This window comes from Alistipes dispar, assembly GCF_006542685.1.
Taxonomy (GTDB): domain Bacteria; phylum Bacteroidota; class Bacteroidia; order Bacteroidales; family Rikenellaceae; genus Alistipes; species Alistipes dispar.
The window spans coordinates 1,529,299-1,553,292 of sequence record NZ_AP019736.1; the positions used below are offsets into that span (position 1 = coordinate 1,529,299).

Consider the following 23,994-nt stretch of genomic DNA (forward strand, 5'->3'; position numbering starts at 1 on the left):
TGAACACCCGGTTTCTGGGAAAACCTATCGGGGCAAAGATATAAAAAATAGGACAAATGGTTCTCTCGGGGCGATTTTTTTATTCGGCGGAGTTTCGGATCGGTCGTTTCCGGCATCGGGTTTCGGCCGGTTTCCGTTCCGAAAAGTCGTACCGGCCACCGGCCGGCCGGATGCGGTTTTCAACTGTTCGGAAGGTTTTTCGATTTTTCCGGACTTTCGCGGAGCTGCCGGCCCCTTCCGTCCGGAACCGCCGGCTTTCGGGTGACACGGCGTCCGTTTCGTTCCGCCGTCCGCATTTCGGTTCGGGAGACCGGGTTTCGGATTGCCGGGATGCCTTCCGGCTTGTCCTGGCGTTTTTTCGGTTTTCGGGAGTCGTTCCGGTCTGTTCCGGGGCCGGGCCGGATTGCCGGGGCGGCGTTCCGGCCTGTTTGGGGCTTCCGGCCTGTTCCCGGGGCGCTGCGGTTGCGGCCGCCTTCCGAAGATTCCGGACCTCCCTGTACGTAAAAAGGCCGCCGGACATGTCCGGCGGCCTTTTTACGAGCCGAATCCGAGATTTGAACTCGGGACCCCTTCATTACGAGTGAAGTGCTCTACCGCTGAGCTAATTCGGCCTGCGGGGAATTTCCTTCCCGTTTGGGACTGCAAATATCTGAAAAAAATTCTTTTCCCGCAAAAATTTTGAGAAAAATCTCGCATTTCTTGCTATATTCGCGCTAAATCTGACCCGGAAATGGTAACCTTTCTGCTTTGTCTGGCCCTGCTCGTCGCGGCCTATTTCACTTACGGACGCTACCTGGAGCGGCTCGCGGGGGCCGATGCGCGGTCCGAAACGCCCTGCCGGCGGCTCTACGACGGCGTGGATTACGTGCCGCTGCCGCGCTGGCGGATCTTCCTGATCCAACTGCTCAACATCGCCGGCACGGGACCGATCTTCGGGGCCATTCTGGGAGCCTGCTTCGGTCCGGTGGCCTTTCTGTGGATCACTTTCGGCGGAATCTTCATGGGGGCCATGCACGATTACCTGTCGGGCATGATGCTCGTGCGCAACGACGGGCTGAGCATTCCCGAGGTCGTCGGGCGTTATCTGGGCGGTGGGATGCGGCAGTTCATGCGCGTCTTCTCGGTGCTGCTGCTGGTGCTCGTGGGGGCGGTCTTCCTGCTCAGTCCCGCGCAACTGCTGGCCAACATCGTGCCGGCCGTTTCCTGCCCTGCGTGGGTGTGGATCATCCTGGCCTACTATTTCGTCGCCACGCTGCTGCCCATCGACAAGATCATCGGCAAGGTCTATCCCGTTTTCGGCGTGGCGCTGGTCGCCATGGCTCTGGGACTTCTCGGGGCGCTGCTTTTCGGCGGTTACCGCATTCCCGAGATGACCACCTTCGCCAATTTCCAGCTCGACGCCTCGTCCGTGCCGATCGTTCCGACGCTCTTCATCACCATCGCCTGCGGCGCGATTTCGGGCTTCCACGCCACGCAGTCGCCGCTCATGGCCCGCTGCGTGGGCAACGAACGCGAATGCCGGTCGGTCTTCTACGGGGCGATGATCTCCGAGTCGGTCATCGCGCTGATCTGGGCCGCCGTGGCGATGGCCTTCTTCGGCGGCGCGGGCGGGCTTTCGGAGGCCCTCGGCGAGCACGGCAACAGCGCTGCCTGGGCCGTGGATACGATTTCGAACGGCACGCTGGGCGTCGTGGGCGGCATCCTGGCCCTGCTGGGCGTCGTCGCGGCCCCGATCACCTCGGGCGACACGGCGTTCCGCTCGGCCCGCCTCATTATCGCCGACATGCTGCATATCGACCAGCGGAGCAAGCTGAAGCGGTTTTATATATGTATCCCGCTTTTCGCCGTGGGATACGGCATCACGCTGGTCGATTTCGACGTCGTGTGGCGCTATTTCGCCTGGACGAACCAGACGCTGGCGACCATCGTGCTGTGGGCCGTCGTGGTCTATATGGTCCGGCGGCGGTCCAACCGCTGGGTGGCGCTGCTTCCGGCGGTCTTCATGACCTTCATCTGCGCTTCGTTCGTCTTCGTGTCGGGGCAGTTCTTCGGCATGGAAAACCGCACGGCGGCCTATCTGCTGGGCGGTGCGGCGACGCTGGCGGTCCTTGTTCTCATGCTTTTCAAACTGCGACGCGATGATGCGCAAAGCCTCTCTTAACCCTACGGCCGACCAGACCTTCGAGGTGGTCGGCGAAGGCCCGTACGATTTCGCCCGGGTGCTGGACCGTGCCCGGAAGATGCAGGAGGCGGGCGATGTCGAAGGAGCCTGCAACGAACGTTTCCGGGCCTTCCAGCGCCTCGCGGAGCTGATTCCCGACGACGAGGAGGTGAACCTCGAATGGACGCACCGCAATTCGCGGGCGGCGCTGGAGCTGGTCCGGGCCTCGGCCATCGACCACTTCCTGATAAACGATTTCGAAATGTCCGCCGCGCTGCTCGAGCTCCTGCTGGAACTGGACCCCGAAGACCATCTGGAGGGGAGCGAGCTGCTGGCGTTCGACTACCTGGCCATGGACGAACAGGAGCTGTTCGACGAGGTTATCAATGACGTGTCGGACAAATGCGCCAGCCGGGAGCTGTTGCTGCTCTGGTCGGCCTACCGCCGCGACGGCCGGTTGCCCGAGGGGGAGCTGAAGCGGTTCCGGACCCGTTTCGCGCCCTACTTCGCGGAGTTCACGGCCGCGGAGCATCCGGCCGACGAGACCTACCTGCGGGACATCGAGAGCGAACGCCCCTCGCAGGCGGCGCAGGCCCGGGAGCTGTGGTTGCAGACCGAGAACCTCTGGACGCTCTGGCCCGGATTCGTCGAGGCGTTGCAGCACAGCCGCGACGGGGCGTGATCCCTCTCCGCCGTCCGCCCGAACGGGAAAACGCCCCTGCCGCTACGGTTTGCGGCAGGGGCGGTGCGTTTTCCGGGTGGGGCGGGTCACCGCTCCGGTTCCTGCTTCCGGCGCATCAGCTCCCGGAAACAGTGGCGGCAGATCGGTTCGTAGGTGTCCTGCGCGCCGAGCATCACCTGCTTCTCGTCGCTTGTTAGGCGGTGCGAGTGGTGCGCGAGGTTTCCGCATCGGACGCATATTGCGTGCACCTTCGTGACGTATTCGGCCGTGGCCATCAGCGCCGGCATCGGGCCGAACGGCCGGCCCGTGTAGTCCATGTCCAGCCCCGCGACGATCACGCGCACGCCGCTGTCGGCCAGTTGCCGGCAGACGTCCACGATGCTGTCGTCGAAGAACTGCGCTTCGTCGATTCCCACCACGTCCACGTCCGAGGCCATGAGCAGAATGTTCTGCGGCGACTCGACCGGGGTGGAGCGGATGGCGTTCGCGTCGTGCGAGACGACCTCTTCTTCGGAGTAGCGCACGTCGATGCGGGGTTTGAATATCTCGACCCGCTGGTGGGCGAATTGCGCCCGTTTGAGGCGGCGTATCAGCTCTTCGGTCTTACCCGAGAACATCGAGCCGCAGACAACTTCGATCCAGCCCTTGCGGCTGGCGTTTTCCAGAAACATAGTGTGGTAATGAGTATTGCTGAATGGTCGTCGTTTGGGGGACGGTCCGCTTCCCGATATGCGGATTCCCGTGCCGGATCGTTCCGCGGCACGGGAATCCGCCGGAAAACGGGGTCACAGGCACTCTTCGAGCCGTTCGATCCGGGCTCCGAGGGCGTTCAGGCGTCCGTCTATGTCCTTGTATCCGCGGTCGATCTGGTCGATGTTCTGGATCGTCGAGACCCCTTCGGCCGACATGGCGGCGATCAGCAGCGCCACGCCCGCGCGGATGTCGGGCGATGTCATGCGCGTCGCGCGGAGCTGCAACCGGTGGTCGTGGCCGATGACCGTCGCGCGGTGCGGGTCGCAGAGGATGATCTGCGCCCCCATGTCGATCAGCTTATCGACGAAGAAGAGGCGGCTTTCGAACATTTTCTGGTGGATCAGCACCGCGCCTTTGGCCTGCGTGGCCACCACCAGGAAGATCGACAGCAGGTCGGGCGTGAGCCCCGGCCACGGGGCGTCGGCGATGGTCATGATCGAACCGTCGAGGAACGTCTCGATGCTGTAGTGGTCCTGCTGGGGAATGTGGATGTCGTCGCCGCGCTGTTCGAAGCGGATGCCCATGCGGGCGAACTGCGCGGGAATGATGCCCAGGTTTTCGTACGACACGTTGCGGATGGTCAGCTCCGAGCGGTTCATGGCGGCCATGCCGATGAAGCTGCCCACCTCGATCATGTCGGGCAGCAGCGCGTGTTCCGTGCCGCCGAGCGCCTCGACGCCCTCGATGGTCAGCAGGTTCGAGGCGATGCCCGAGATCTTCGCTCCCATGCGGTTGAGCATGCGGCACAACTGCTGGATGTAGGGTTCGCACGCGGCGTTGTAGATCGTCGTGAAACCCTTGGCCAGCACGGCCGCCATGATGATGTTGGCCGTACCCGTCACCGAGGCCTCGTCGAGCAGCATGTACGTTCCCCGCAGCTCGCGCCCCTCGACCATGAAGAATTCGTCGGCGACGTCGAAGTTGAACTTCGCCCCGAGTTTTCGGAAGCCGAGGAAGTGGGTGTCGAGGCGTCGCCTGCCGATCTTGTCCCCGCCCGGTTTGGGGATGTATCCCACGCCGAAGCGGGCCAGCATCGGGCCGATGAGCATGACCGAACCCCGCAGGCGGGCGCAGCGGCGGCGGTAGTCGTCCGTGCGGAGGTAGTCGAAGTCGATCTCCCGGGCGCGGAACGAATAGGCGTCGTCCGAGAGCCGTTCGACCTCCACGCCCATCGCGCGCAGCAGCTCGATGAGCTGCATGACGTCGAGTATCTGGGGAACGTTGCGCACGGTGACCCGTTCGGAGGTCAGCAGCGTGGCGCAAAGGATCTGGAGCGCCTCGTTCTTGGCGCCCTGGGGGGTGATGGACCCGTGGAGGCGGTGGCCTCCTTCGACTTTGAACACTGCCATATGTTTCGCGTTTTTCGCCTGCGCGGGAATGCCGCCTGCTTGACAAAGTTAGCAAGATTTCATGCTTTTCCCGGGGATTTTGAAATATTTTCGTGAAAAATTTTTGCGGAACGTTTTTTTGTTGTACTTTTGCAATCCGTAAAAATGTCTGAAACTATATAAATTATACAGCTATGGCAATGAAGAGAACTTACCAGCCTTCGCGTCGCAAGCGTATCAACAAGCACGGTTTCCGCGCTCGTATGGCTACGGCGAACGGCCGCAAGGTGCTGGCAGCCCGTCGTGCGAAGGGCCGCAAGAAGCTGACCGTATCGGACGAGTCCACGTTCAAGTACGCTTGATTTCTTGCAGGAAAAGAGACATAGGTCGGCCCCGGGCCGGCCTTTTTCCGTTTAGCCTGTGCTTACCGTTCGCCGCATCGACGAAGAGGGGATTCCGGCGATCCGGCGGATCGCCGCCGTCGCGTTTCCCGCGACCTACCGTGACCTGCTGAGTCCCGGGCAGCTCGACTACATGATGGAGTGGATGTACTCCGAGGAGAGTCTGCGCGGGCAGTTCCGGGCGGGGCACGTGTGGTTTGTCGTTTCGGCCGACGGGGAGCCGTGCGGTTACGTCTCGGTCGAACGGCAGGGCGGGCGGCTCTTCCACCTGCATAAAATTTATGTTTTGCCCCGTTTTCAGGGTATCGGGGCGGGGGCGCTGCTTTTCCGGAGCGCCGTGGCGTATGTCCGTTCGGTGTGTCCGGAACCCTGCCGGATGGAGCTGAACGTGAACCGGCATAACCGGGCGCTGCATTTCTACGAACGGATGGGAATGCGCAAGCTCCGCGAGGGGGATTTCCCCATCGGCGGCGGTTACTGGATGAACGACTATATCATGGGGTTGGAGATCGCCGGGACGGACACGGACGACTGCCCCGGAGCGGACGGACAACGACGCTGAGGACGGCCTTGTCCGGACCTGCCCGGCTTCCGTCCCGGCAGCGGACTTTTCCGGCGGCATTCCGCTTCCTCTTCTCTCCGTCCGCTCGTTAGCCCTCTCTCCGTCCCGCTTCGTGGCCCTCTCTGTTCTGTCCCGCTTCGGGCTTCTCTCTCCGTTTCGTGGCCCTCTTTCTGTTGTTTCGGGTCTCTCTCTTCGGGTTCCTCTCTTCCTGTCCGCTTCGTGGCGCTCTCTATCGGTTTTTCTCCTCTTTCCCGTCTTTGAACAGGTCGATCTCTCCGGTCTCGGCCTTGCGGTGCATCTCGGCCAGTTCGGCGACGACGGGGGAGATGTACTCGATCGTATCGCTGACGGCCGATTTGCCGCCCTCTCCCTTGATGCGGTAGAGCATCGCCGCGTAGAGGGCCCGGAAGCAGAGTTCCGTGTCGCTGATGCCGGGATTGCCCAGCACGGCGCGCAGCCGCGGCAGCTCGGGTTCGAGCCGCGCGTAGGTCCGGCGGTAGTGTTCGCCCGCGGGGAGTTTGAGCAGTTGCAGATGCAGGTCGTGCAGGTCGCGGATCAGATGGAGCGTGTGTTCCAGATGGCCCTTCTCCTCCTTGCCCTCCTGCCGGAGCAGGTTGGCGAGGTCCAGATACCAGAGCAGGAAGACGTGCTTCTGCTCCTCGGCGATGTCCCTGCGTGGGGCGACGAGCGTCGAGAAGATCGCCTCGGGGCTGAATTGCAGCGCCCGCAGCAGGTCTTCCAGTTGCCAGAGGTAGAGTATGTATTCGGCGATATTTTCCCGCCGTTTGGCTTTCGCTATGTCCATTTCATCGGAATTTGCATGGGTTGCGGCCCGCCCCTTCCGCTATTTGATCCAGTTTTTCGGCTCGTTGCGGTGGCGGAGGAAGTATTGCTGCGACTTGAGCAGGTTGCGCGACTGGAGCACCATGTTCTTCGTCTCGTTGAGTATCGTCAGATAGAGCATCGACGCCTTGGTGTTCGACCGCGCCTCGTTGATGCGCGTCAGCTCCGACTTGATGGCTTCGGCGATCGACTCGAAGAGCTGGTCGCGCAGCGTCAGCACCGTCTCGATCTCCGAGAAGTCGCCCTCGCGCAGCATTTGGTTGATGCGGCGGTAGATCGTCTCCACGTCGTCGTTGATCGACATGAGGTCGCGCGTCTGCTCCATCGAAAGGCCCTCGTGGTTGTTGTCGATGTGCTCGAACGCCGGGCGCGTGATGTGCATCAGCGCCTTGGTCATCTCGTTGAGGTAGTCCACCACCTGCACGTAGTAGTGGGCCGTATTGACGTCGCCGCCCTGTAGCTTGCGGAGCGTCGGCAGCAGCGTGTATTTCCGTTCGCGCGACTGGTAGAATAGGTCGTTCGACTCCTTGACCATGTCGCGCAGCACCTTGCGGTTCTCCTTGAAGACGGCGATCAGCGTGCGGTCGTAGATGCGCGTGGCGTTCTCCATCGTGCTGCACACCTCGTCGCGCAGTCCGGCGATGATGTCTTCGTTGGTTTCGGCGCGCCGGGTCGTCGCGGCCGCCTCCTTGTTCTTTTTCAGGAAGTTGCTGTGGACGATCATGTATCCGCAGAGGAGCGTGATGAGGACGAAGGCCGGGATGCCGCCGTAGATGAGCGCCAGTCCGACGACGAAGGCGATCAGGAAGCCGCCGAGCGCCGTGACGAACCAGCCTGCCACGACGGTCATGACGCCCGAGATGCGGTAAACGGCGCTTTCGCGGCCCCAGGCCCGGTCGGCCAGCGACGAGCCCATCGCCACCATGAAGCTGACGTAGGTGGTCGAGAGCGGGAGCTTGAGCGATGTGGCCAGCGCGATGAGCAGCGCCGAGGTCGTGAGGTTCACCGTGGCGCGGATCATGTCGTAGGGGGCGCCGCTGTGCTCGATGTCCTCGTATTCGAACCGTTTGGCGATCGCCGTGCGCAGCCGTCGGGGGATGACCCGTTCGACTCCGGCGTTGATGTTGAGCGCGGCGCGGACGATCGTGCGCGAAAAGAACGACGAGCCGTACTGCTGTTCGGACCCTTCGTCGCTCTGCGTCGAGAGCGACAGCTCGGTGGCCGAGACGTGCATCGACTTTTTCGAGGTCCACAGCGTCGCTATCATCACGCCGCCGGCGGCCAGCAGGACGAGGAAGTTGGCCGGGACGTTCTCGTTGAGGGCGCCCATGAGCATCGAGGCGTCGCCCGTGCGGTGGGCGATCGAATAGGCGTCGAAGCCGGCGACGGGTACGCCGATGAAGTTCACCAGGTCGTTGCCGGCGAAGGCCAGCGCCAGGGCGAAGGTTCCCGAGAGGATCGTGATGCGCAGGATGTTGATCCGGAAGCGCTGGATCACGTAGAGCAGAACCGAACAGGCCGTCCAGCAGATCAGTACGGCGGCGGCCAGATGCCGGTCCACCGTCTGGATGAAGTCGTGGCCCGCGAGCACGGTCTTGAGCCCCTTGAAGACGGCGAAGTAGATGATCGCCGTGAGCGAGGCGCCGCACCAGATGGCCCCGTAGCGGCTGAAGAGCGCCGTGTAGCGGAACGAGAAGATCACGCGCGAGATGTACATGACGACCGTGCCGCAGGTGAAGGCGATGACCACCGACAGCAGGATGGCCGACACGATGCCCATGGCGCGCGAGGTGTTGATGTACTGCCCGAGCGAGGAGACGCCCTGCGCGGGGTCTCCGGCGATCTTGTAGATCGACACGGCGATGGCCGAACCCAGCAGACAGAAGATGAGCGACACGGTGGTCGAGGTCGGCAGCCCCCACGAGTTGTAGAGGTCCAGCAGGATGATGTTGGCGAACATGACCCCCAGGTAGAGCATCATCACTTCGTGGAAGGTGAAGAGTCCCGGGTCGAACATGCCGTTGCGGGCGACCTCCATCATACCGCTCGAGGTGATGACGCCGATGAGGATGCCCGCGGAGGCGACCAGCAGGATGACGCGCATCGAAGCGGCCTTGGAGCCGATGGCCGAGTTGAGAAAGTTTACCGCGTCGTTGGTGACGCCGACGAAGAGACCGGATATGGCGAGAATTCCCAGAATGCCGACAATGACGGTGTAGATTTCGCTCATGCTTGGGTTCGTGCAAATTGTGAACAAATTTACAGAGAAAAAGCCGATGAAACCGTTTCGTATTCGATTGTTAACGTTAATTTAACGTTGCGGCGCACCGAAGCGGCGTTCCGGACGTTTTGCCGCCGGGCGGAGCGAAAAAAGAACAGCGGCAGGTCGCAACAGTTTCCCGCCCCCTGAAGAATTCGAAGTGGGTGCGAAAAACTTCCTGCCGCTGTGTATGTGCGGGCGATTCCTTGCTGCCCGTGATTGAGGAGAGGTACGGCCGCATTCCGGAGCCGGAGGACGCCGTCCTTTGTCCGGAATGACGGAAGCGGATGTTTCGATCGTTGCGTCGGCAAGCCGGTCGCTTCCGTGTGAACTGAAAAACAAAAGTAACAAAAAGTTCGGATAATACAAATTTCGTTCCCGGCGAGCGGAGAAAACCGCGCGTTCCGGTGTCCGGCCGCAAGCCGGGCCGTCACCGGACGGAAAAGCGCCGCAACGGGCATCGGCCCGCTGCGGCGCTTGCGGAGACAGGGAGCGCGGGGCGGTTACTCCTCGTCCGTGTCGGTGTAGGCTTTCAGCAGTTTCTCCTGCACGTCGGCGGGAACCTGCTCGTAGGAGGCGAAACGCATCGTGTAGGTGGCCGATCCCGACGTGAGCGACGAGAGCGTGGTCGAATAGCGGTAGAGCTCGGCCAGCGGCACGAGGGCGTTCAGCCGGTCGAATCCCTTGTCCGACTCCATGCCGGCGATCATCGCGCGGCGGTTCTGCAGGTCGGACATCACGGCGCCCATGTAGTCCGACGGCACGAGGACCTCGACGTTGTAGATCGGCTCCATGATCTTGGGCCCGGCGTTGCGGAAGGCCTCCTTGAAGGCGTTGCGCGCCGCCAGCTTGAACGAAATCTCGTTCGAATCCACCGGGTGCATCTTGCCGTCGTAGATCACCACGCGGATGTCGCGGGCGTAGGAGCCCGTCAGCGGGCCTTCGTCCATCTTCTCCATGATGCCCTTCAGGATGGCGGGCATGAAGCGCGCGTCGATGGCGCCGCCCACGATCGCCGAGTAGAACTGCAACTTGCCGCCCCACGGCAGGTCGTACTCCTCCTTGGTCTTGACGTTTACCACCATGTCGCCCTTGCCGGGGACCTTGTAGTTCTTCGGTTCGGGAATCCCCTCGTAGTAGGGTTCGATGATCATGTGCACCTCGCCGAACTGTCCCGCGCCGCCCGACTGCTTCTTGTGGCGGTAGTCGGCCTGCGCGACCTTCGTGATGGTCTCGCGGTAGGGAATCCGCGGGGCGATGTATTCGAACTGGAGCTTGCCGTTTTCGGAGAGGATGCGCGACCGGAGGATGTTGAGGTGGTGTTCGCCCTGGCCCTGGATGATGGTCTGCTTGAGCTCCTTGGAGTACTCCACCAGAATCGTCGGGTCCTCGAACTTGGCGTCGTTGAGCAGCTTGCCCAGCTTCTCCTCGTCGCCCTGCTCCTTGCACTTGACGGCGGCGCGGTAGCGCGGTTCGGGGAAGACGATGGGTTCGATCGTGACGGGCGCCGCCGCGGCCGCGAGGGTGTCGTTCGTGCGCGTGCCCTTGAGTTTGACGGTGCAGCCGATGTCGCCGGCCGAGAGCTCCGTGACCTTGATGCGGTTCTTGCCCGCCACGGCGAAGAGCTGCGAGAGCTTCTCCTTGTTGCCCGTGCGGGTGTTCACCAGCTCCGTGCCTTCGGCGATCCGGCCGCGGACGACGCGGAAGTAGGTGATCTCGCCGATGTGCTGTTCGATCTGGCTCTTGAAGACGAACGCTGCGGCGGGCGCCGTCTCGTCGGCCGCGATCTCCTCGCCTTCGGTCGAGAGGAACGCCGGGGCCTTCAGCGGACCGGGAGCCACGTTGATGATGAATTCCATGAGGCGTTTGGTTCCGATGTCGTATTTGCCGCTGGTGCAGAACACGGGCATCACCTCGCGTTTCGAGACGCCGATCTTCAGCCCCGCGCGGATGTCGTCCTGCGTGAGGGTCCCCTTGTCGAAATAGAGCTCCATGAGCGCCTCGTCGTGCTCGGCGGCCATCTCCACCAGCTCCTTGTTCAGCATCTGGGCCTTCTCCAGCTCCCCGGCGGGAATCTCCAGCTCCTCGCGGTGGCCGTCGTGGTCCTTGAAGCGGTACATCTTCATCATCAGGACGTCGATGAACGAGTCGAAGCCCGGGCCCTGATTGACCGGATACTGCACCAGGACGGGCTTCACGCGCGAGGCGGCCCTGATCGACTCGAAAGCCGCTTCGAACGAGGCCTTGTCGGCGTCGAGCTGGTTGATTACGCCGATGACGGGTTTCTTGAGCAGCCGGGCGTAGCGGGCCTGGATTTCGCTGCCCACCTCCCAGCCGTTCTGGGCGTTGAAGAGGAAAACCCCCACGTCGCCGACCTTGAAGGCCGAGAAGAGGCTGCCGCAGAAGTCGTCCGACCCCGGGCAGTCGATGATGTTCAGCTTGCGGTCCATGAATTCCGTGAAGAGGATCGTGGAGTAGATCGAGCGTTTGTATTCGTGCTCGATGTCCGTGTTGTCCGAGAGCGTGTTGTTCGTCTCGATACTACCCCTGCGGTCGATGACCTTCCCCTCGTAGGCCATCGCTTCGGCAAGGGTAGTCTTTCCCGTGCCGGGCGCGCCGATGAGTACGATGTTCTTGATCTCTTTTGCTGAATAGTTTTTCATATTCCGACTATGTTTTAAGGTTGATTTCCGGTTAGCCGACTATAAATATACGAAAAAATCGGAACAAACAAGTCCGCTGCCGCTTTTTTGTGGCTTTCGGGCGGGTAATTTGTTTGTTTTCGGGGATGACGGGAGCGCTCTCCGTATGCGGCGCGGGGGATTCGCCCGGCCCGGCGCTTCCGGTCTCCGGGCCGGCCGGGCTTTCCGTTCCGGCGGGGTCCGCCGCGGCATGGTGTCTGCCGCGGGGCGGAAAGCGACGGGACCGCCTGATCAGGCGATCCCGTCGCAGCGTGTGTTCCGTGTGGCCGTCAGAGCCACGTCAGCTTTTTCCAGAGCCATTCGACCGGACCGTGGGAGAAGCGCCGCAGCCAGAGGCGTGAGAACTGGTATTGCACGACGACGAGGCCCGTGCCGATCAGCAGCGCGTAAACGATCCCCACCTCGCGGTAGAGCCCCAGCCCCCAGTTGTAGAAGACGGCGGTTCCCAGCACCGATTGCAGCAGGTAGTTCGTCAGGCTCATGCGTCCGATGGCCGAGATGGGCCCCACGGCGCGGCGGAAGGCGCCGAATCCGTACCAGAGCAGCACGACGGAGGCGACGAGCGCCATCGTCTGCGCGAGGTTGTACCATGCGGAGGTCATCACCCGCAGGGGCGATCCCTCCCCGCCGAAGTCGGCCGCCAGGGCGACGGCCGCGAGCAGGCTTCCCGCGAGGATGCCGCCCCAGACGCGGCGGTTGCCCGGTTCGTCGTAGAAGAGCCGGCGGCGGCCCAGCAGCATGCCGAGCAGGAACATGGCCAACGTCTGCGTGATGCGGCCGTTGTTGAGATACCAGGCGAGGGTCATCGGCTGCCCGTAGCGGAGGCTCGCCCGGAGCGTATCGCCCAGCGTGCCCTCCGTGAAGGCGGGCAGGGCGGCGTCGCCCCAGACGTCCGCATCGACGTAGAGCGGGCGTGCGGCGGCGATCTGGAAGAGTTCGAGCGGCTGGAGCGCCAGTATGCCGAAGAGCGCCCACAGCCACCGCGTCGGAAGCTTTCCGAGCCACGGCAGCAGGACGCCCAGCAGGGCGTAGAGCACGAGTACGTCGCCGTTGTAGAAGGCCGTATTGACGAGACCGATGCCCAGCAGGAGCGCCATGCGCCAGGTGAAGCGCCCCGTGAAGCTGCGTCCCCGCTGGGCCTGGTTGTCGCTCTGCACGTAGAAGCTCAGGCCGAACAGCAGGGCGAAGATCGTGTACATCTTGCCCGCCAGCAGCCACCACATGAATCCTGCGACGGGTTCCTCCAGTCCTTCGACGAGTGCGCGCCGGTACGGCAGCCCCGCCCAGTAGAGGTTGAAGTGCTCGCAGGCGTGGATGAGGATGATGCCCGCGACGGCGATGCCCCGCAGGGCATCCGCCACGCGGATACGGGTGTTGGGAAGTCCTGTTGTGCGGTACATGGTTCGGGCGGAGTGTGCGCGGAGACGCCCGGCGAGGGTTCCGGCCTCTCTCTTTGCGGCGGTCCGTTACTTGCCGACGACGGTTTCGAGTTCCTCGACCGTGACGGGTATCTTCCTGTCGCCCAGCATCCGGCTGCCCTCCTCCGTGACGAGAATGTTGTCCTCGATGCGGATGCCGCCGAAGTCGCGGTAGGCCTCCAGCGCGTCGTAATCGACGATGCCCCTGTACAGCCCTTCGGCGCGGCACTTGTCGATGAGCGCCGGGATAAAGTAGAGACCCGGTTCGTCGGTCAGCACTGTGCCCGGCTCGATGCGCCATGCCGCGCGGTAGATGCAGGTGGCCGAGCGGGCGGCGCGTTCGGCGATCGAGGCGAAGTCGAACGACCGTTCGCCCATCGCCTCGCAGTCGTGTACGTCCATGCCCAGCCCGTGTCCCAGCCCGTGAGGCATGAGCATCGTCATGGCGCCCGACGCCACGGCGTCCGCGGCGGTGCCCCGGAGCAGTCCGAGGCCGATCAGCCCCTCGGCCAGCGTGAGGTAGGCGGCGTTGTGGATTTCGGTGTACATCATGTGCGGTTTGACGATGCGGGCCACGTGGTCGTGGGCCGCCAGCACGATGTTGTAGACGTCCTTCTGCTTCTGGGTGAAGCGTCCGCTGACGGGATAGGTGCGCGTGTGGTCCGAGCAGTAGTTGTTCACCGTCTCGCCTCCGGCGTCGCACAGCAGCAGGCGTCCCTCCTCGAGCGTGCCGTCGCAGTGGAGGTTGTGCAGCGTCTCGCCGTGCTGCGTCACGATCGACGGGAACGAAAGTCCCGCGCCGTAGGATTTGGCGATGCCCTCGATGGCGCCGGCGATTTCGCGTTCGACGACGCCCGGACGGCACATCTTCATCGCCAGCGTGTGCATGCGGTAGCCGATCTCGAAGGCGCGTTCCATCTCCTCGATCTCCTCGGCGCTTTTCTTCTCGCGCATCTCGGCCACGGCGAACATCAGTTCCACCGACTTGTAGTCGTGCAGCAGGGCGGGGTTGATTCCCAGCAGCGCCGAGAGCCGGAGCTTCGTCTCGCCCCGGTAGGGCGGCAGGTAGTGGATGCGGCGGCCCTGTGCGATCGCCTTGCGCAGCCGCGCTTCGAGCGCCGCCGTCGGGAAGGTCTCCGCGACGCCGACCCCGGCGCCCAGTTCGCGCAGGGTGGGCTGCGGACCGGTCCAGATGATGTCCTCCACCGTGAAGTCGTCGCCGTAGAGCGCCTCCTCGCCCGTGTCGGCGTCGATCACGCCGACCAGCGCGGGGATGTTCAGCCCGAAGTAGTAGAGGAACGACGAGTCCTGCCGGAAGTAGTAGGCGTTGTTGGGGTAGTTGTTCGGGGCCAGCCCGTTGCCCGGGAGCAGGACGATGCCCTGTCCGATCTTCGTGCGCAGCTCGCTGCGGCGCGCGGTATAGGTTTTTGCAGAGAACATAAGATTTGCTGTTTTCCACAAAAATAGGCAAAAATCCCCGAATCTGTTCCGCCGGAGCGTATTTTTCGTGCGGCTGCGCGCTCCGTGCGTCCGGGCTGCCGGCTTTTCCGGGATTCGGCGGCCCGGGCGTTCTCCGCGGTCCCTTCCGTCGGCCGGTACGGTTTCCGCGGCGTCAGAACTCCACGCAGCCCCCTCCGTCGTCCACCGTGACGGTCACCTCGCGTCCCAGGTAGAGCGACAGGTTCGGCTCGTCGTGTCCGGCCGGGAAGCCGAAGAGCACGGGGATTCCGAGCTCTTGCGTGTAGTCCGAAATGATCCGGCAGGCGTCGGCGACGCCGAATTTCTTCTCGCCCATCATGTCGGTCAGGTGTCCCACGACGACCGCCCGGAGGTTGCGGAGCTTTCCGCTGCGGGCGAGGCTCTGCATCATCCGGTCGATGCGGTAAACGAACTCGCCGACCTCCTCGATGAAGAGCACCGTCGGTGAATCGGTGAGCAGCTCCTCGGGAGTCCCCGTCGCCGCGCAGATCACCGCGAGATTCCCGCCCGCGAGGCGTCCCGTCGCCCGTCCGGGGCGGTTGAGCGGATGCGGCGGCGTGTCGATGCGCCGCGTGAGGCCGAAGAGGGCTTCGCGGAGCGATTCGGCCGAGGGGTCCTCCGTCCCTTCGTCGAAGAGGAATCCCGCGGGCATCTGCCCGTGGATGCTCTCGATGCGGAGCCTCCGGAGGACGAGGTGCAGCGTGGTGATGTCGCTGAACCCCGCGAGCCATTTGGGGTGCTCGCGCAGCCTCCGGAGGTCGAGGTACGGCAGCAGGCGCACCGAGCCGTATCCGCCGCGGAAGGCGATGACCGCCTTCACCGACGGATCGTCGAGCATCCGTTGCAGGTCGGCGGCCCGTTCGGCGTCGGTCCCGGCGAAGTAGGGCTGGCTGCGGTCGGCGTAGTGCGTGCCGAAGAGCACGTGCAGACCCCACGACTCGAGGCGTTCGCGCACCTTCGCCGTGTCGGCTCGGGCCGCGATGCGTCCGGAGGGGGAGACGACGGCTATGGTGTCGCCTTCGCGGAGATAGGGCGGACGGAGGTAGGCCGCGGTGTCGGCCGGGGCGGGGGCGTTCGCTGTGCCGGCCGCGGCCGTTTCGGCGGCGGGTTTTGTGTCCGGGGCATCGGCCGGGGCGGGGTTCGTTCCGGCCGCGGACTCTGTGTCCGGCGTGTTTGCCGAAGCGGTTTTTCCGTCCGGCAGGCACTCTTCCGGGGTGCGGGCTGCCGGGCGGAGGCTGTCGGCCGGGATCCGGGCGGTTGCGGCCGTGTCGGTGCGGCCCGCGGCCGTTCCGGCGGCGCAGGGGCGGAAGGCGGCGGGAAGGCCGGTGAAGAGTGCGGCGAGCAGGAGGGTTCGTATCATTGTTTTCCGGGGTGGCGTTTGCGGCGGGTGAGCCCTTCGGGCAGCGGGAGCGAGAGGCGTGCGAGGCTTACGACGGCTCCCGTGAGAGCCAGTCCGGCGGAGAGCAGCAGTGCCGTATGGGTGCTGTCGTCGGGTACGATATGGAACAGGAACGCCATCAGGGCGGCTCCCGTGGTCTGTCCCAGGAGGCGGGCCGTGGCGAGCATTCCGCTGGCCGAGCCGCTTCGCTCGGGAGGCGCCGAGGCGATCAGGATGCTGTTGTTGGGCGACTGGAACAGCCCGAATCCCGCACCGCACAACACGAGCCGCCACACGATTTCGAAGTCTGTGGGGTGTTCGGGCAGGAAAGCCAGCAGGAGCAGCCCCGCGGCCATCGCCGCGAGGCCCGTTCCGCCGAGCAGGCCGGCGTGGACCCGTTCGACGAGCAGCCCGGCCACGGGGGCCACGACCATGATGACCGCGGGCCAGGCCGTGAGCAGCAGGCCGGTGGCCACGTCGTCGTAGCCGCAGGCGTGTTGCAGGTAGAAGGGCAGCGCCACCATGGCGAGCATCTGCGCGAGGAACGAGCAGATCGACGTCAGCACCGAGACCGAGAAGATCGGGATGCGCAGCAGGTCGAACGGCAGGATCGGGTACGGCTCGCGCAGCTGGCGGCGGATGAATACGAAGCCGACGGGGACCAGCACCGCCGCGCCGAGCGCGACGATCCGCGGATCGAGTCCGTGCGAGAATCCCTCGACCGAGGCCATCAGCAGTCCGAACACGAGGGCGTTCATCGCGGCGTCGCGCCAGTCGAAGCGGCGGTCGCGCACCCGGACCGGATTGGCGGGCAGGAAGCGCCGGCTCAGCGCGAGGGCGACGAGCCCCACGGGGATATTGACGGCGAAGAGCCACGGCCATTCGGCCGCCGAGAGGACGCCGGCGGCCAGCGTCGGACCCGCCACGGAGGAGACGGCCACCACCGTGGCGTTGATGCCCATGCCGCGCCCGAGGCGGTTGCGGGGGTAGATGATGCGGATGAGGGTGGTATTGACCGACGTCACGGCCGCCGCGCCGAATCCCTGCAGGACGCGTCCCGCCACGAGGGTTCCGAGCGACTGCGAGAGGGCGCAGCCCACCGACGCCGCGGTGAAGAGGGCCAGGCCGCCGATGTAGATCTTGCGGTAGCCGACCAGGTCGCCCAGCGCCGAGAAGGAGAGCAGCGAGACCACGATCGCCAGCTGGTAGGCATTGACGACCCAGATCGAGTCGGCCGAGGAGATGCCGAGGGCACGGGAGATCGTCGGCAGGGCCACGTTGGCGATCGTCGAGTCGATCACCGAGAGCGAGACGCCGAACGCCACGGCCAGAATGGCCCAGATGCGGCGGGGCATCGGAATCCCGTCTGCCGGCGGGGCTATGTGCTGCGGAGGGGTCATGGCGGCGCAAAGATACGAAAAAAACGAAAACCCGGGTTCTCCGGGCTTTCGCCACACAACTATCCGGGGCTTCCGCGACCGCGGCCGGTAAGATAACCGCCGCCGGGGTTCCCCTGCTTGAACTTTTTATTTTAAATGGTTGTGGTTCATAGGTTTGTATCGTATGCACCCCAGTCTTCCCGCACTCCTTCCGCGTAAACGGGCGGCGCGATCCGCACCGGCGGCGAAAAACTGCCGTCCGCCTCGGAGAACCGGCGCCTCGTGGCGATATGCACGGCGAAAGCGGCGGCGGGCAGCGGAAGAATCGGGATGCGGATGACGCATTCGGTTTCCATAGTGAAAGCGTTCGTTTCGGGTTCGGCGTTGCAAATATACACAATGAAATCCGAAAAACAAATAAATTTTATTGTTTTTCGATAAATTATTTCCGAAAGGCGGTCGCAGACGTCTCCGGGCATGAAAAAGCGCGCCGTGCGGCGCGCTTTTCGAATCGGAACGGTCCCCGGTCCGGCCCCGTGCATCTCCCGGAAGGGGCGGTGCGGGGCGGAAATCCGCCCGCCGCAGCGTCACACCTTGAAGTAGATCCTCTGCCGGTCGAGGAACCAGAGCAGCAGCCAGCAGCAGGCGATGTAGCCGATGCCGAGCACGACCGCACCCGCCTCGGGCGGGAGTTTGGAGGCCGCGCCCCCGAAGAAGAATTTCGAGGTGTAGCCGAAATTGACGATCATCTGCCCGAGGTAAATCGTGATCGAATTGACGCCGATCACCTTGAAGAAGAAGGTCCAGCGGCGCCATTGCCTTACGTCTATCATATAGTAGAACAGCGCGAACATGCCGAGCGAGTAGGCCCCGGCGGCGCAGACGAACGATCCGTTCCAGAGGCTTTTGTTGATCGGCTGCCACATGTTCCAGAGCAGTGCGGCGGCGAGCAGCGCGGCGGCTCCGCAGGCCATGCCGAGCGCTTTGCGGCCGCCGGTGAGGCGTTTGTCGCTCCGGCGGACGAACTCCCCGGTGAACATGCCCAGCATGGCCGTCACGACGGCCGGGAAGGTGCTCAGGATGCCTTCCGGATCGAAACCGTCGAGATAGAGGTGCGAGGGCATGATCCGGCGGTCGATATAGCCCGCGATATTGCCTTCGAGGGTGAGCGTGCCGGCTCCGGGGGCGTCGGGCGCGCCGACGAAATGCAGCACGAGGCTGTATGCGGCGAGAATGCCGGCCGCGAGGACGATGCGCGTGCGGAGGCCGAAGCGCATGTAGAGCAGCGCGGCGAACATCCACGCCAGTCCGATGCGTCCCAGCACGCTCGGCAGCCGCAGCGTGGCGAAGTCGAGCCGGAAAAGTCCGTTATAGACCAGTCCCAGCAGGACGAGCGTTAGGCCGCGGCGGACGATCTTCGCGAGGATGGCCCTCTCGCTCGTTCCCTTCGAACGCTGTTTGGCCAGCGAGAAGGGGAACGAGATGCCCGCGATGAAGAGGAACAGCGGGAAGATCGTGTCGTGGTGGAAGAATCCGTCCCATTCGGCGTGGCCCATCTGCGCGATGAGCCAGTCGGAGAAGCCGCCCGGCCGGAGACGGCAGAGCGAAACGACGAGGGCGGCGAAGCCCATGATGAAGAACATGTCGAAGCCCCGGAGCGTGTCGAGCGACAGCAGCCGTTGCGGGGCGGCGGTTTGCGGGGGCCGGTCGGTTTGAGGTCGGTTCATGCGTTATTCGGATTGGTTTGCCTGCGAATCGGTATCGACGAATTTGTAGAGCCGGTCGCCGCGGCGGACCGGTCCCGGAGTGCGGATGGCGCAGAGCCGGCCCTGCGAGACCTCCTGCGCCGGCGTGCCGTCGGGACCGTGCAGTTCCTCGAGCCGCTGTTCGGCCATGCCCGTCGTCGCTCCGAGGAAGAAGAGCTCCTCGCCGACGGCGAGCGGCGCCGCCTCGACGAGCACTTCGGCCACGGAGAGTTTTTTGTAGAAATTCGTCACTTTCCCTACATAGACCTTGCGGCGCGTGGCCGAGGAGCCGTAGGCCGGGCTGTGTTCCGCGACGGGGCGTCCGGCGTAGTAGCCTTCCCAGAAGCCGCGGTTGAATACCGTCCGCAGCCGCTCCTTCAGCTCCGCGGCCAGGCGGGGCGTGTAGCTTCCCGCCTCGATGGCGCGCAGCGCCTCGTCGTAGCACTCCACGACGCGCTTGACGTACTCCGCGCCGCGGGCGCGTCCCTCGATCTTCAGCACCCGGACGCCCGCCGCGAGCATGCGGTCGAGGAAGTCGATCGTGCAGAGGTCCTTGGGCGAGAGCACATAGCGTCCGTCCACGTCCAGCTCGGCGCCGGTCTCCTTGTCGCGCACGGTGTACTTCCGGCGGCACAGCTGGCGGCAGGCGCCGCGGTTGGCCGAGCAGCCCGTTTCGTAGAGCGAGAGGTAGCATTTGCCCGAGATCGACATGCAGAGCGCGCCGTGGGCGAACATTTCGATCTCGACCAGTTCGCCGCGCGGTCCGCGGATGTCGTTCTCCACGATGCGGCGGCGGATTTCGGCCACCTGCTCGAGCGACAGCTCGCGGGCCAGCACCACCGTGTCGGCCCACTGGGCGTAGAACTTCACCGCCTCGGAGTTCGAAATGTTGCACTGGGTCGAGATGTGCACCTCCTGTCCGATGCGCCGGGCGTAGAGGATCGCCGCCATGTCCGAGGCGATGACGGCGTCCACGCCCTCGGCCCTGGCCCGGTCGATCACCTCGTGGACCGTCGTGATCTCCTCCTCATAGACGACGGTGTTCACCGTCAGGTAGGCCTTCACCCCTGCGGCGTGGGCCGTGGCGACGATCCGCGCCAGATCGTCGAGCGAGAAGTTGGCCGCAGAAGCCGAGCGCATGTTGAGTTTCCCCACGCCGAAATAGACGGCGTCGGCTCCGGCCTGAATGGCTGCGGCGAGCGATTCGTACGACCCCACGGGGGCCATGATCTCTATGTCGGAACGTTTCAATTTTCGGATTGTTTTTCGGTTGTCCGGCCTCTTCGGGCCGTATTTTCTCCCGGTTTCCCGGCCGGCTTCGGTCCCGGGCCGTTTCTGTCGGGAGCCGCCGTGCGTTTCCCTGTCCGGGCCTCCGGACCGCTTCTTCCGGTTATTTCTTCCGGTCCACCAGGCTTTCGGCGTATTCGCGCATCCGCAGCGTGCGCGCGGGGTCCACCGAGAGGGAGCCGAGGACCGCCAGCGCGCGGTCGAAGCGCAGCGAAATCTGCTGTTCGGTGAGGTGGCGCACGTCCAGCCGGTCGTAGATCCGCTTCACGGCGGCGATCTTCTCCGCATCCGTGAGCCGCTCGTCGCGGTAGGTCCGGCGGAGCACTTCGCGCGTGGGCTCGTCGGCGCGGCTCATCGCCGTCACCATCAGGTAGGTCTTCTTGCCTTCGAGGATGTCGCCGCCGATGGCTTTGCCCAGCTCCTCGTCGCCGTAGCTGTCCAGCAGGTCGTCCTGCAGCTGGAAGGCCAGCCCCAGTTCGAGGGCGAAGCGGCGCAGTTTGCGGCAGTCCTCCTCCGAGGCGCCGCCCAGCATCGCGCCGATGGCCACGGCGCCGGACAGCAGCGCCGAAGTCTTCAGCTCGATCATGTGCATGTAATCGACGACCGAGACTTTGGGTTTCATTTCGAAATCCATGTCGTACTGCTGGCCCTCGCACACCTCGAGCGCCATTTCGTTGAACGTGGCGAGTATCTGCGGCAGCAGGCGCGGGGGCACGCCGCTCAGCAGCCGGTAGGAACTGATCATCATGGCGTCGCCCGAGAGGATCGCCACGTTCTGCCCCCACCGGGCGAAGACCGACGGCTTGCCCCGCCGCACGGCGGCGTTGTCCATGATGTCGTCGTGCAGGAGCGTGAAATTGTGGAACATCTCGACGGCCGCCGCCGCGGGAAGCGCCTGCAGCGCATCGTCGGAGAAGATGCCGCACGAGAGCATGACGAGCATCGGCCGCAGCCGTTTGCCGCCTCCGGAGAGCGAATAGCCGATCGGCGCGTACAGCAGTTCGGGTTCGGCCGGGAGTTCGGTTTGTGCCAGGTAATTCTCGATCACCGAGAGAAGTTGCTCGTTGGTTTGCATGGTTTACTGGATGCGTTTTGAGTCTGAATCAGTCCCAAAAGTAGGAAAAAAGTTTGGAGTGGCCGAATTTTCCACTAACTTTGGCCTTACATTTTTAACTTTTAACCTGAAACCTGCTATGAAAAAACTCGCTATCGGCGTGGATATCGGCGGTATCAACACCGCTTTCGGTCTTGTGGATGAAAACGGCGACCTCTATGCCGAATCGGTCATTTCGACCAAGAAATATCCGTATGTGGACGACTATCCGGCCTATGTGCAGGATTTGTGCGACGCCATGCATGCCATGGCCAAGAGCCTTTCGTTCGATTACGAGCTGACGGGCATCGGCATCGGCGCGCCCAACGCCAACTACCACAAGGGAACGGTCGAGACGCCCGCCAATCTGTGGAAATTCCGGGACGGAGACCCCAATCCCGACGAGAGCCGCCGCATCTTTCCGCTGGCGAGCGACATTTCGAACTGTTTCGGCGGCGTGAAGACGCTCATTACGAACGATGCCAATGCGGCGACGATCGGCGAGATGATCTACGGCAACGCCAAGGGCATGAAGGATTTCATCATGATCACGCTCGGCACGGGGCTCGGTTCGGGTTTCGTGGCCAACGGCGAGATGATCTACGGCGACGACGGCTTCGCCGGCGAGTTCGGCCATGTCATCGTCGAGCGCAACGGCCGCGAGTGCGGCTGCGGCCGCCGGGGGTGTCTGGAGGCTTACGTCTCGGCGACGGGCATCAAGCGCACGGCTTTCGAGTTGATGGCCAAAATGACCGCTCCGAGCAAGTTGCGCAGCATCGCGTACGACGATTTCGACGCTTCGATGGTTTCGGCCGCCGCAGAACAGGGCGACCCCATCGCGCTCGAGGCGTTCCGTTTCACGGGCGAGATGCTGGGCCGGGCGCTGGCCGACGTGGTGACGGTCACCTCTCCGGAGGCGATCTTCCTCTTCGGCGGGTTGTCGAAGGCCGGCAAGCTGCTCTTCGAGCCTACGCAGTGGTATATGGAGGAGAACATGCTCTTCGTATTCAAGAACAAGGTGAAGCTGCTCCCGAGCGGCATTCAGGGCAAGAACGCCGCCATCCTCGGCGCCTCGGCGCTGATCTGGCAGGAAGCTGCGAGATAAAGTCTTTCCGGCGGAGTTTCCCCCGGAAGCGAGGGGCGGGACGCGGGTTCCGCCCCTTTTTCACGGGTTTCCATGAAGAATCCCGGTCCATACACGTGGGCCGGGATTCTTTTCGTGTATTCGTGTATTCGCGGTCGGGAGGGGGGCAGGCATTGGTCCGGGTCTCTCCGTCCGTGTTTCCCGGTCGTTCCGTCCTTTCCGTCGGGTCCCTCCCGCTCTTTCAGCCGGTGCCGTCTCTCCCGCTCCTTTGTCGGTGCGTCCTTGCGCTCTTTCGCCGGTGTCGTCCCTCCCGCTCCTTCGTGTCGGTGCGCTCTTGCCGCTCTTTCGGCCGTACCGTCCTTGCCCGCTCCTAAGTCGGTGCCGGATTTTTCGCTCCGGACTATCGCATCGCCACGTCGGTCTGGCCGATCAGGCGGCCTTCGCAGTAAATCTGGATCTTGTAGGTTCCGGCGGTGAATCCCGTGCTGGTGTAGAAGATACCCACGCCGAGGTCCTTCGTGTTGTCGTATTCGACCTCGCGCACGGCCGAATAGCTCAGCCGTTCGCCCTCGAACTCGAAGGTCGGCATCTCCTCGGTGGTCAGCACGTAGCCGTCGGGCGAGGTGATGCGCACGTAGAGCGCCTTGTTGCCGGGCGAAGCCAGCTCGTTGGCCGAAAGGGTGAAGTCCACGCGCAGGCGCGAGGCGTTCTTGATGCGCGAAACTTCGCGGCTGTTGTTGTTGAGCGCGGCGAGCGAAATGTCGCGGGCGCGGAGCACGGCGCCGATCCGCACCTTGTTGTCCAGCTCGGCGGCCTTCTCTTCGGCCATCTCGGCGCGCAGGTTGGCCGAGGAGATCTCCTTGCGGAAGCCGACGTTCTCCTTGATGAGCTTCTTGTTGAGCGTGTTGAGCGAGTCGATCTGGCGGACGTAGCCCCGCATGATCGTGCGCAGCGTGCCCACCTCCTTCTCGTACTGCTTGATCTTGGCCAGGTTCCACGACCGCTCTTTCTTCAGGCGCGTCATCAGCGAGTCGGCCCGTTCGCGTTCGAGGGTGAGGTTGGCCGATATCGAGTCGTTCGAAATCTGCAGGTTGTCGTAGTCGGTCATCAGACGGCCCAGATCGTTCTGGATCGAATCGCGGTCGGCCTGCAGCAGCTCGTTGTCGATCATCTGCTGGCGGTGGATGCTGTAGTAGAGGACCGACAGCGCCACGAGGATCGCCGAGAGGATGATGATGACGATGCGGTAGCCGCGGATCGACTTGTCGGCCGCCGGCTGCGGGTTCATGTAGTCGTCGTCTTCGAATTCCGAAGGATCGTATCCCTGTCTGTTTTCCATAACGCGTTAGAGGTTTACGGGACAAATATAATAAAATTCAGTCACATGACCGCCGGGAACGGCAATTTTGCCGCCCTGCGGTGCGGCGCAGGGCCGGAGG

At 63.8% G+C, this 23,994-nt stretch carries 19 protein-coding genes and 1 tRNA gene; 5 read left to right on the forward strand and 15 right to left on the reverse strand.

All coding sequences use genetic code 11. The features are described 5' to 3' along the window. Nucleotides 1-539 precede the first annotated feature (539 nt). Nucleotides 540-611: transfer RNA gene (locus tag FME97_RS06470), tRNA-Thr, on the reverse strand. A 119-nt stretch (nt 612-730) separates the two neighbouring features. Here FME97_RS06470 and FME97_RS06475 point away from each other — a divergent pair. Together FME97_RS06475 and FME97_RS06480 are read left to right on the forward strand one after the other, a co-directional pair. After that, complete coding sequence (locus FME97_RS06475; RefSeq protein WP_141428428.1) at nt 731-2,161, forward strand: carbon starvation CstA family protein; 1,431 nt, start codon at nt 731-733, stop codon at nt 2,159-2,161. Further along, on the forward strand, nt 2,142-2,843 hold the full coding sequence (locus FME97_RS06480) for a tetratricopeptide repeat protein (RefSeq protein WP_141429973.1): 702 nt from the start codon (nt 2,142-2,144) through the stop codon (nt 2,841-2,843). Before FME97_RS06475 ends, FME97_RS06480 begins: the two co-directional genes overlap by 20 nt. A gap of 86 nt (nt 2,844-2,929) precedes the next feature. Here the strand turns inward: FME97_RS06480 and FME97_RS06485 are convergent, their stop codons facing one another. Together FME97_RS06485 and murA are read right to left on the reverse strand one after the other, a co-directional pair. Continuing rightward, nucleotides 2,930-3,514, reverse strand: coding sequence for a thymidine kinase (locus tag FME97_RS06485; RefSeq protein ID WP_141428429.1), 585 nt, complete (start codon nt 3,512-3,514; stop codon nt 2,930-2,932). Between the two features lie 114 nt (nt 3,515-3,628). Continuing rightward, complete coding sequence (gene murA, locus FME97_RS06490; protein WP_141428430.1) at nt 3,629-4,945, reverse strand: UDP-N-acetylglucosamine 1-carboxyvinyltransferase; 1,317 nt, start codon at nt 4,943-4,945, stop codon at nt 3,629-3,631. 179 nt (nt 4,946-5,124) lie between these two features. Here murA and rpmH point away from each other — a divergent pair, with 179 nt between their 5' ends. Beyond that, on the forward strand, nt 5,125-5,286 hold the full coding sequence (rpmH, locus tag FME97_RS06495) for a 50S ribosomal protein L34 (RefSeq protein WP_010261331.1): 162 nt from the start codon (nt 5,125-5,127) through the stop codon (nt 5,284-5,286). A 58-nt stretch (nt 5,287-5,344) separates the two neighbouring features. Continuing rightward, complete coding sequence (locus FME97_RS06500) at nt 5,345-5,887, forward strand: GNAT family N-acetyltransferase (RefSeq protein WP_141428431.1); 543 nt, start codon at nt 5,345-5,347, stop codon at nt 5,885-5,887. A gap of 229 nt (nt 5,888-6,116) precedes the next feature. On the opposite strand, the gene FME97_RS06505 is transcribed toward FME97_RS06500, so the two are convergent. The 11 genes from FME97_RS06505 to FME97_RS06555 form a co-directional block, all read right to left on the reverse strand. Then, nucleotides 6,117-6,692 (reverse strand): DUF4924 family protein, encoded by a 576-nt coding sequence (locus FME97_RS06505; protein ID WP_141428432.1) that lies wholly within the window; start codon nt 6,690-6,692, stop codon nt 6,117-6,119. 39 nt (nt 6,693-6,731) lie between these two features. Next, nucleotides 6,732-8,960 (reverse strand): inorganic phosphate transporter, encoded by a 2,229-nt coding sequence (locus FME97_RS06510; RefSeq protein WP_141428433.1) that lies wholly within the window; start codon nt 8,958-8,960, stop codon nt 6,732-6,734. Nucleotides 8,961-9,493: 533 nt separating this feature from the next. Continuing rightward, nucleotides 9,494-11,653 (reverse strand): elongation factor G, encoded by a 2,160-nt coding sequence (locus tag FME97_RS06515; RefSeq protein WP_141428434.1) that lies wholly within the window; start codon nt 11,651-11,653, stop codon nt 9,494-9,496. Nucleotides 11,654-11,961: 308 nt separating this feature from the next. Further along, on the reverse strand, nt 11,962-13,092 hold the full coding sequence (locus FME97_RS06520; RefSeq protein WP_141428435.1) for a DUF418 domain-containing protein: 1,131 nt from the start codon (nt 13,090-13,092) through the stop codon (nt 11,962-11,964). 66 nt (nt 13,093-13,158) lie between these two features. Then, nucleotides 13,159-14,550 (reverse strand): aminopeptidase P family protein, encoded by a 1,392-nt coding sequence (locus FME97_RS06525; RefSeq protein ID WP_141428436.1) that lies wholly within the window; start codon nt 14,548-14,550, stop codon nt 13,159-13,161. Nucleotides 14,551-14,722: 172 nt separating this feature from the next. After that, nucleotides 14,723-15,949 (reverse strand): S66 peptidase family protein, encoded by a 1,227-nt coding sequence (locus FME97_RS06530; RefSeq protein WP_198418186.1) that lies wholly within the window; start codon nt 15,947-15,949, stop codon nt 14,723-14,725. Beyond that, entirely contained in the window at nt 15,946-17,322 is a 1,377-nt protein-coding gene (locus FME97_RS06535; RefSeq protein ID WP_141429975.1) for an MFS transporter, read from the reverse strand. The genes FME97_RS06530 and FME97_RS06535 overlap by 4 nt, the downstream gene beginning before the upstream one ends. Nucleotides 17,323-17,513: 191 nt before the next feature. Beyond that, entirely contained in the window at nt 17,514-17,702 is a 189-nt protein-coding gene (locus FME97_RS06540; RefSeq protein WP_141428437.1) for a hypothetical protein, read from the reverse strand. Nucleotides 17,703-17,933: 231 nt separating this feature from the next. Beyond that, a complete protein-coding gene (locus FME97_RS06545) occupies nt 17,934-19,073 on the reverse strand; it encodes an acyltransferase family protein (RefSeq protein WP_141428438.1) in 1,140 nt (379 codons plus the stop codon). 3 nt (nt 19,074-19,076) lie between these two features. Continuing rightward, nucleotides 19,077-20,342 carry a peptidase U32 family protein gene (locus FME97_RS06550; protein WP_141428439.1) on the reverse strand — a complete coding sequence of 422 codons (1,266 nt, stop codon included), beginning with the start codon at nt 20,340-20,342 and terminating at the stop codon, nt 19,077-19,079. A 139-nt stretch (nt 20,343-20,481) separates the two neighbouring features. Then, entirely contained in the window at nt 20,482-21,453 is a 972-nt protein-coding gene (locus tag FME97_RS06555) for a polyprenyl synthetase family protein (RefSeq protein WP_141428440.1), read from the reverse strand. Nucleotides 21,454-21,571: 118 nt separating this feature from the next. Here FME97_RS06555 and FME97_RS06560 point away from each other — a divergent pair, with 118 nt between their 5' ends. Continuing rightward, complete coding sequence (locus tag FME97_RS06560) at nt 21,572-22,576, forward strand: ROK family protein (RefSeq protein ID WP_141428441.1); 1,005 nt, start codon at nt 21,572-21,574, stop codon at nt 22,574-22,576. Between the two features lie 379 nt (nt 22,577-22,955). Here the strand turns inward: FME97_RS06560 and FME97_RS06565 are convergent, their stop codons facing one another. Further along, entirely contained in the window at nt 22,956-23,894 is a 939-nt protein-coding gene (locus FME97_RS06565) for a hypothetical protein (RefSeq protein WP_141428442.1), read from the reverse strand. Between the last annotated feature and the right edge of the window lie 100 nt (nt 23,895-23,994).

What these genes read in the sequence shown, in the direction of transcription:
- FME97_RS06565 (WP_141428442.1), bottom strand. Translation starts at nt 23,894, where the DNA reads ATGGAAAACAGACAGGGATACGATCCTTCGGAATTCGAAGACGACGAC.
- murA (WP_141428430.1), bottom strand. Translation starts at nt 4,945, where the DNA reads ATGGCAGTGTTCAAAGTCGAAGGAGGCCACCGCCTCCACGGGTCCATC.
- rpmH (WP_010261331.1), top strand. Translation starts at nt 5,125, where the DNA reads ATGAAGAGAACTTACCAGCCTTCGCGTCGCAAGCGTATCAACAAGCAC.
- FME97_RS06540 (WP_141428437.1), bottom strand. Translation starts at nt 17,702, where the DNA reads ATGGAAACCGAATGCGTCATCCGCATCCCGATTCTTCCGCTGCCCGCC.
- FME97_RS06555 (WP_141428440.1), bottom strand. Translation starts at nt 21,453, where the DNA reads ATGCAAACCAACGAGCAACTTCTCTCGGTGATCGAGAATTACCTGGCA.
- FME97_RS06530 (WP_198418186.1), bottom strand. Translation starts at nt 15,949, where the DNA reads ATGATACGAACCCTCCTGCTCGCCGCACTCTTCACCGGCCTTCCCGCC.
- FME97_RS06485 (WP_141428429.1), bottom strand. Translation starts at nt 3,514, where the DNA reads ATGTTTCTGGAAAACGCCAGCCGCAAGGGCTGGATCGAAGTTGTCTGC.
- FME97_RS06515 (WP_141428434.1), bottom strand. Translation starts at nt 11,653, where the DNA reads ATGAAAAACTATTCAGCAAAAGAGATCAAGAACATCGTACTCATCGGC.
- FME97_RS06520 (WP_141428435.1), bottom strand. Translation starts at nt 13,092, where the DNA reads ATGTACCGCACAACAGGACTTCCCAACACCCGTATCCGCGTGGCGGAT.
- FME97_RS06480 (WP_141429973.1), top strand. Translation starts at nt 2,142, where the DNA reads ATGCGCAAAGCCTCTCTTAACCCTACGGCCGACCAGACCTTCGAGGTG.
- FME97_RS06510 (WP_141428433.1), bottom strand. Translation starts at nt 8,960, where the DNA reads ATGAGCGAAATCTACACCGTCATTGTCGGCATTCTGGGAATTCTCGCC.
- FME97_RS06545 (WP_141428438.1), bottom strand. Translation starts at nt 19,073, where the DNA reads ATGAACCGACCTCAAACCGACCGGCCCCCGCAAACCGCCGCCCCGCAA.
- FME97_RS06505 (WP_141428432.1), bottom strand. Translation starts at nt 6,692, where the DNA reads ATGGACATAGCGAAAGCCAAACGGCGGGAAAATATCGCCGAATACATA.
- FME97_RS06535 (WP_141429975.1), bottom strand. Translation starts at nt 17,322, where the DNA reads ATGCCCCGCCGCATCTGGGCCATTCTGGCCGTGGCGTTCGGCGTCTCG.
- FME97_RS06560 (WP_141428441.1), top strand. Translation starts at nt 21,572, where the DNA reads ATGAAAAAACTCGCTATCGGCGTGGATATCGGCGGTATCAACACCGCT.
- FME97_RS06475 (WP_141428428.1), top strand. Translation starts at nt 731, where the DNA reads ATGGTAACCTTTCTGCTTTGTCTGGCCCTGCTCGTCGCGGCCTATTTC.
- FME97_RS06525 (WP_141428436.1), bottom strand. Translation starts at nt 14,550, where the DNA reads ATGTTCTCTGCAAAAACCTATACCGCGCGCCGCAGCGAGCTGCGCACG.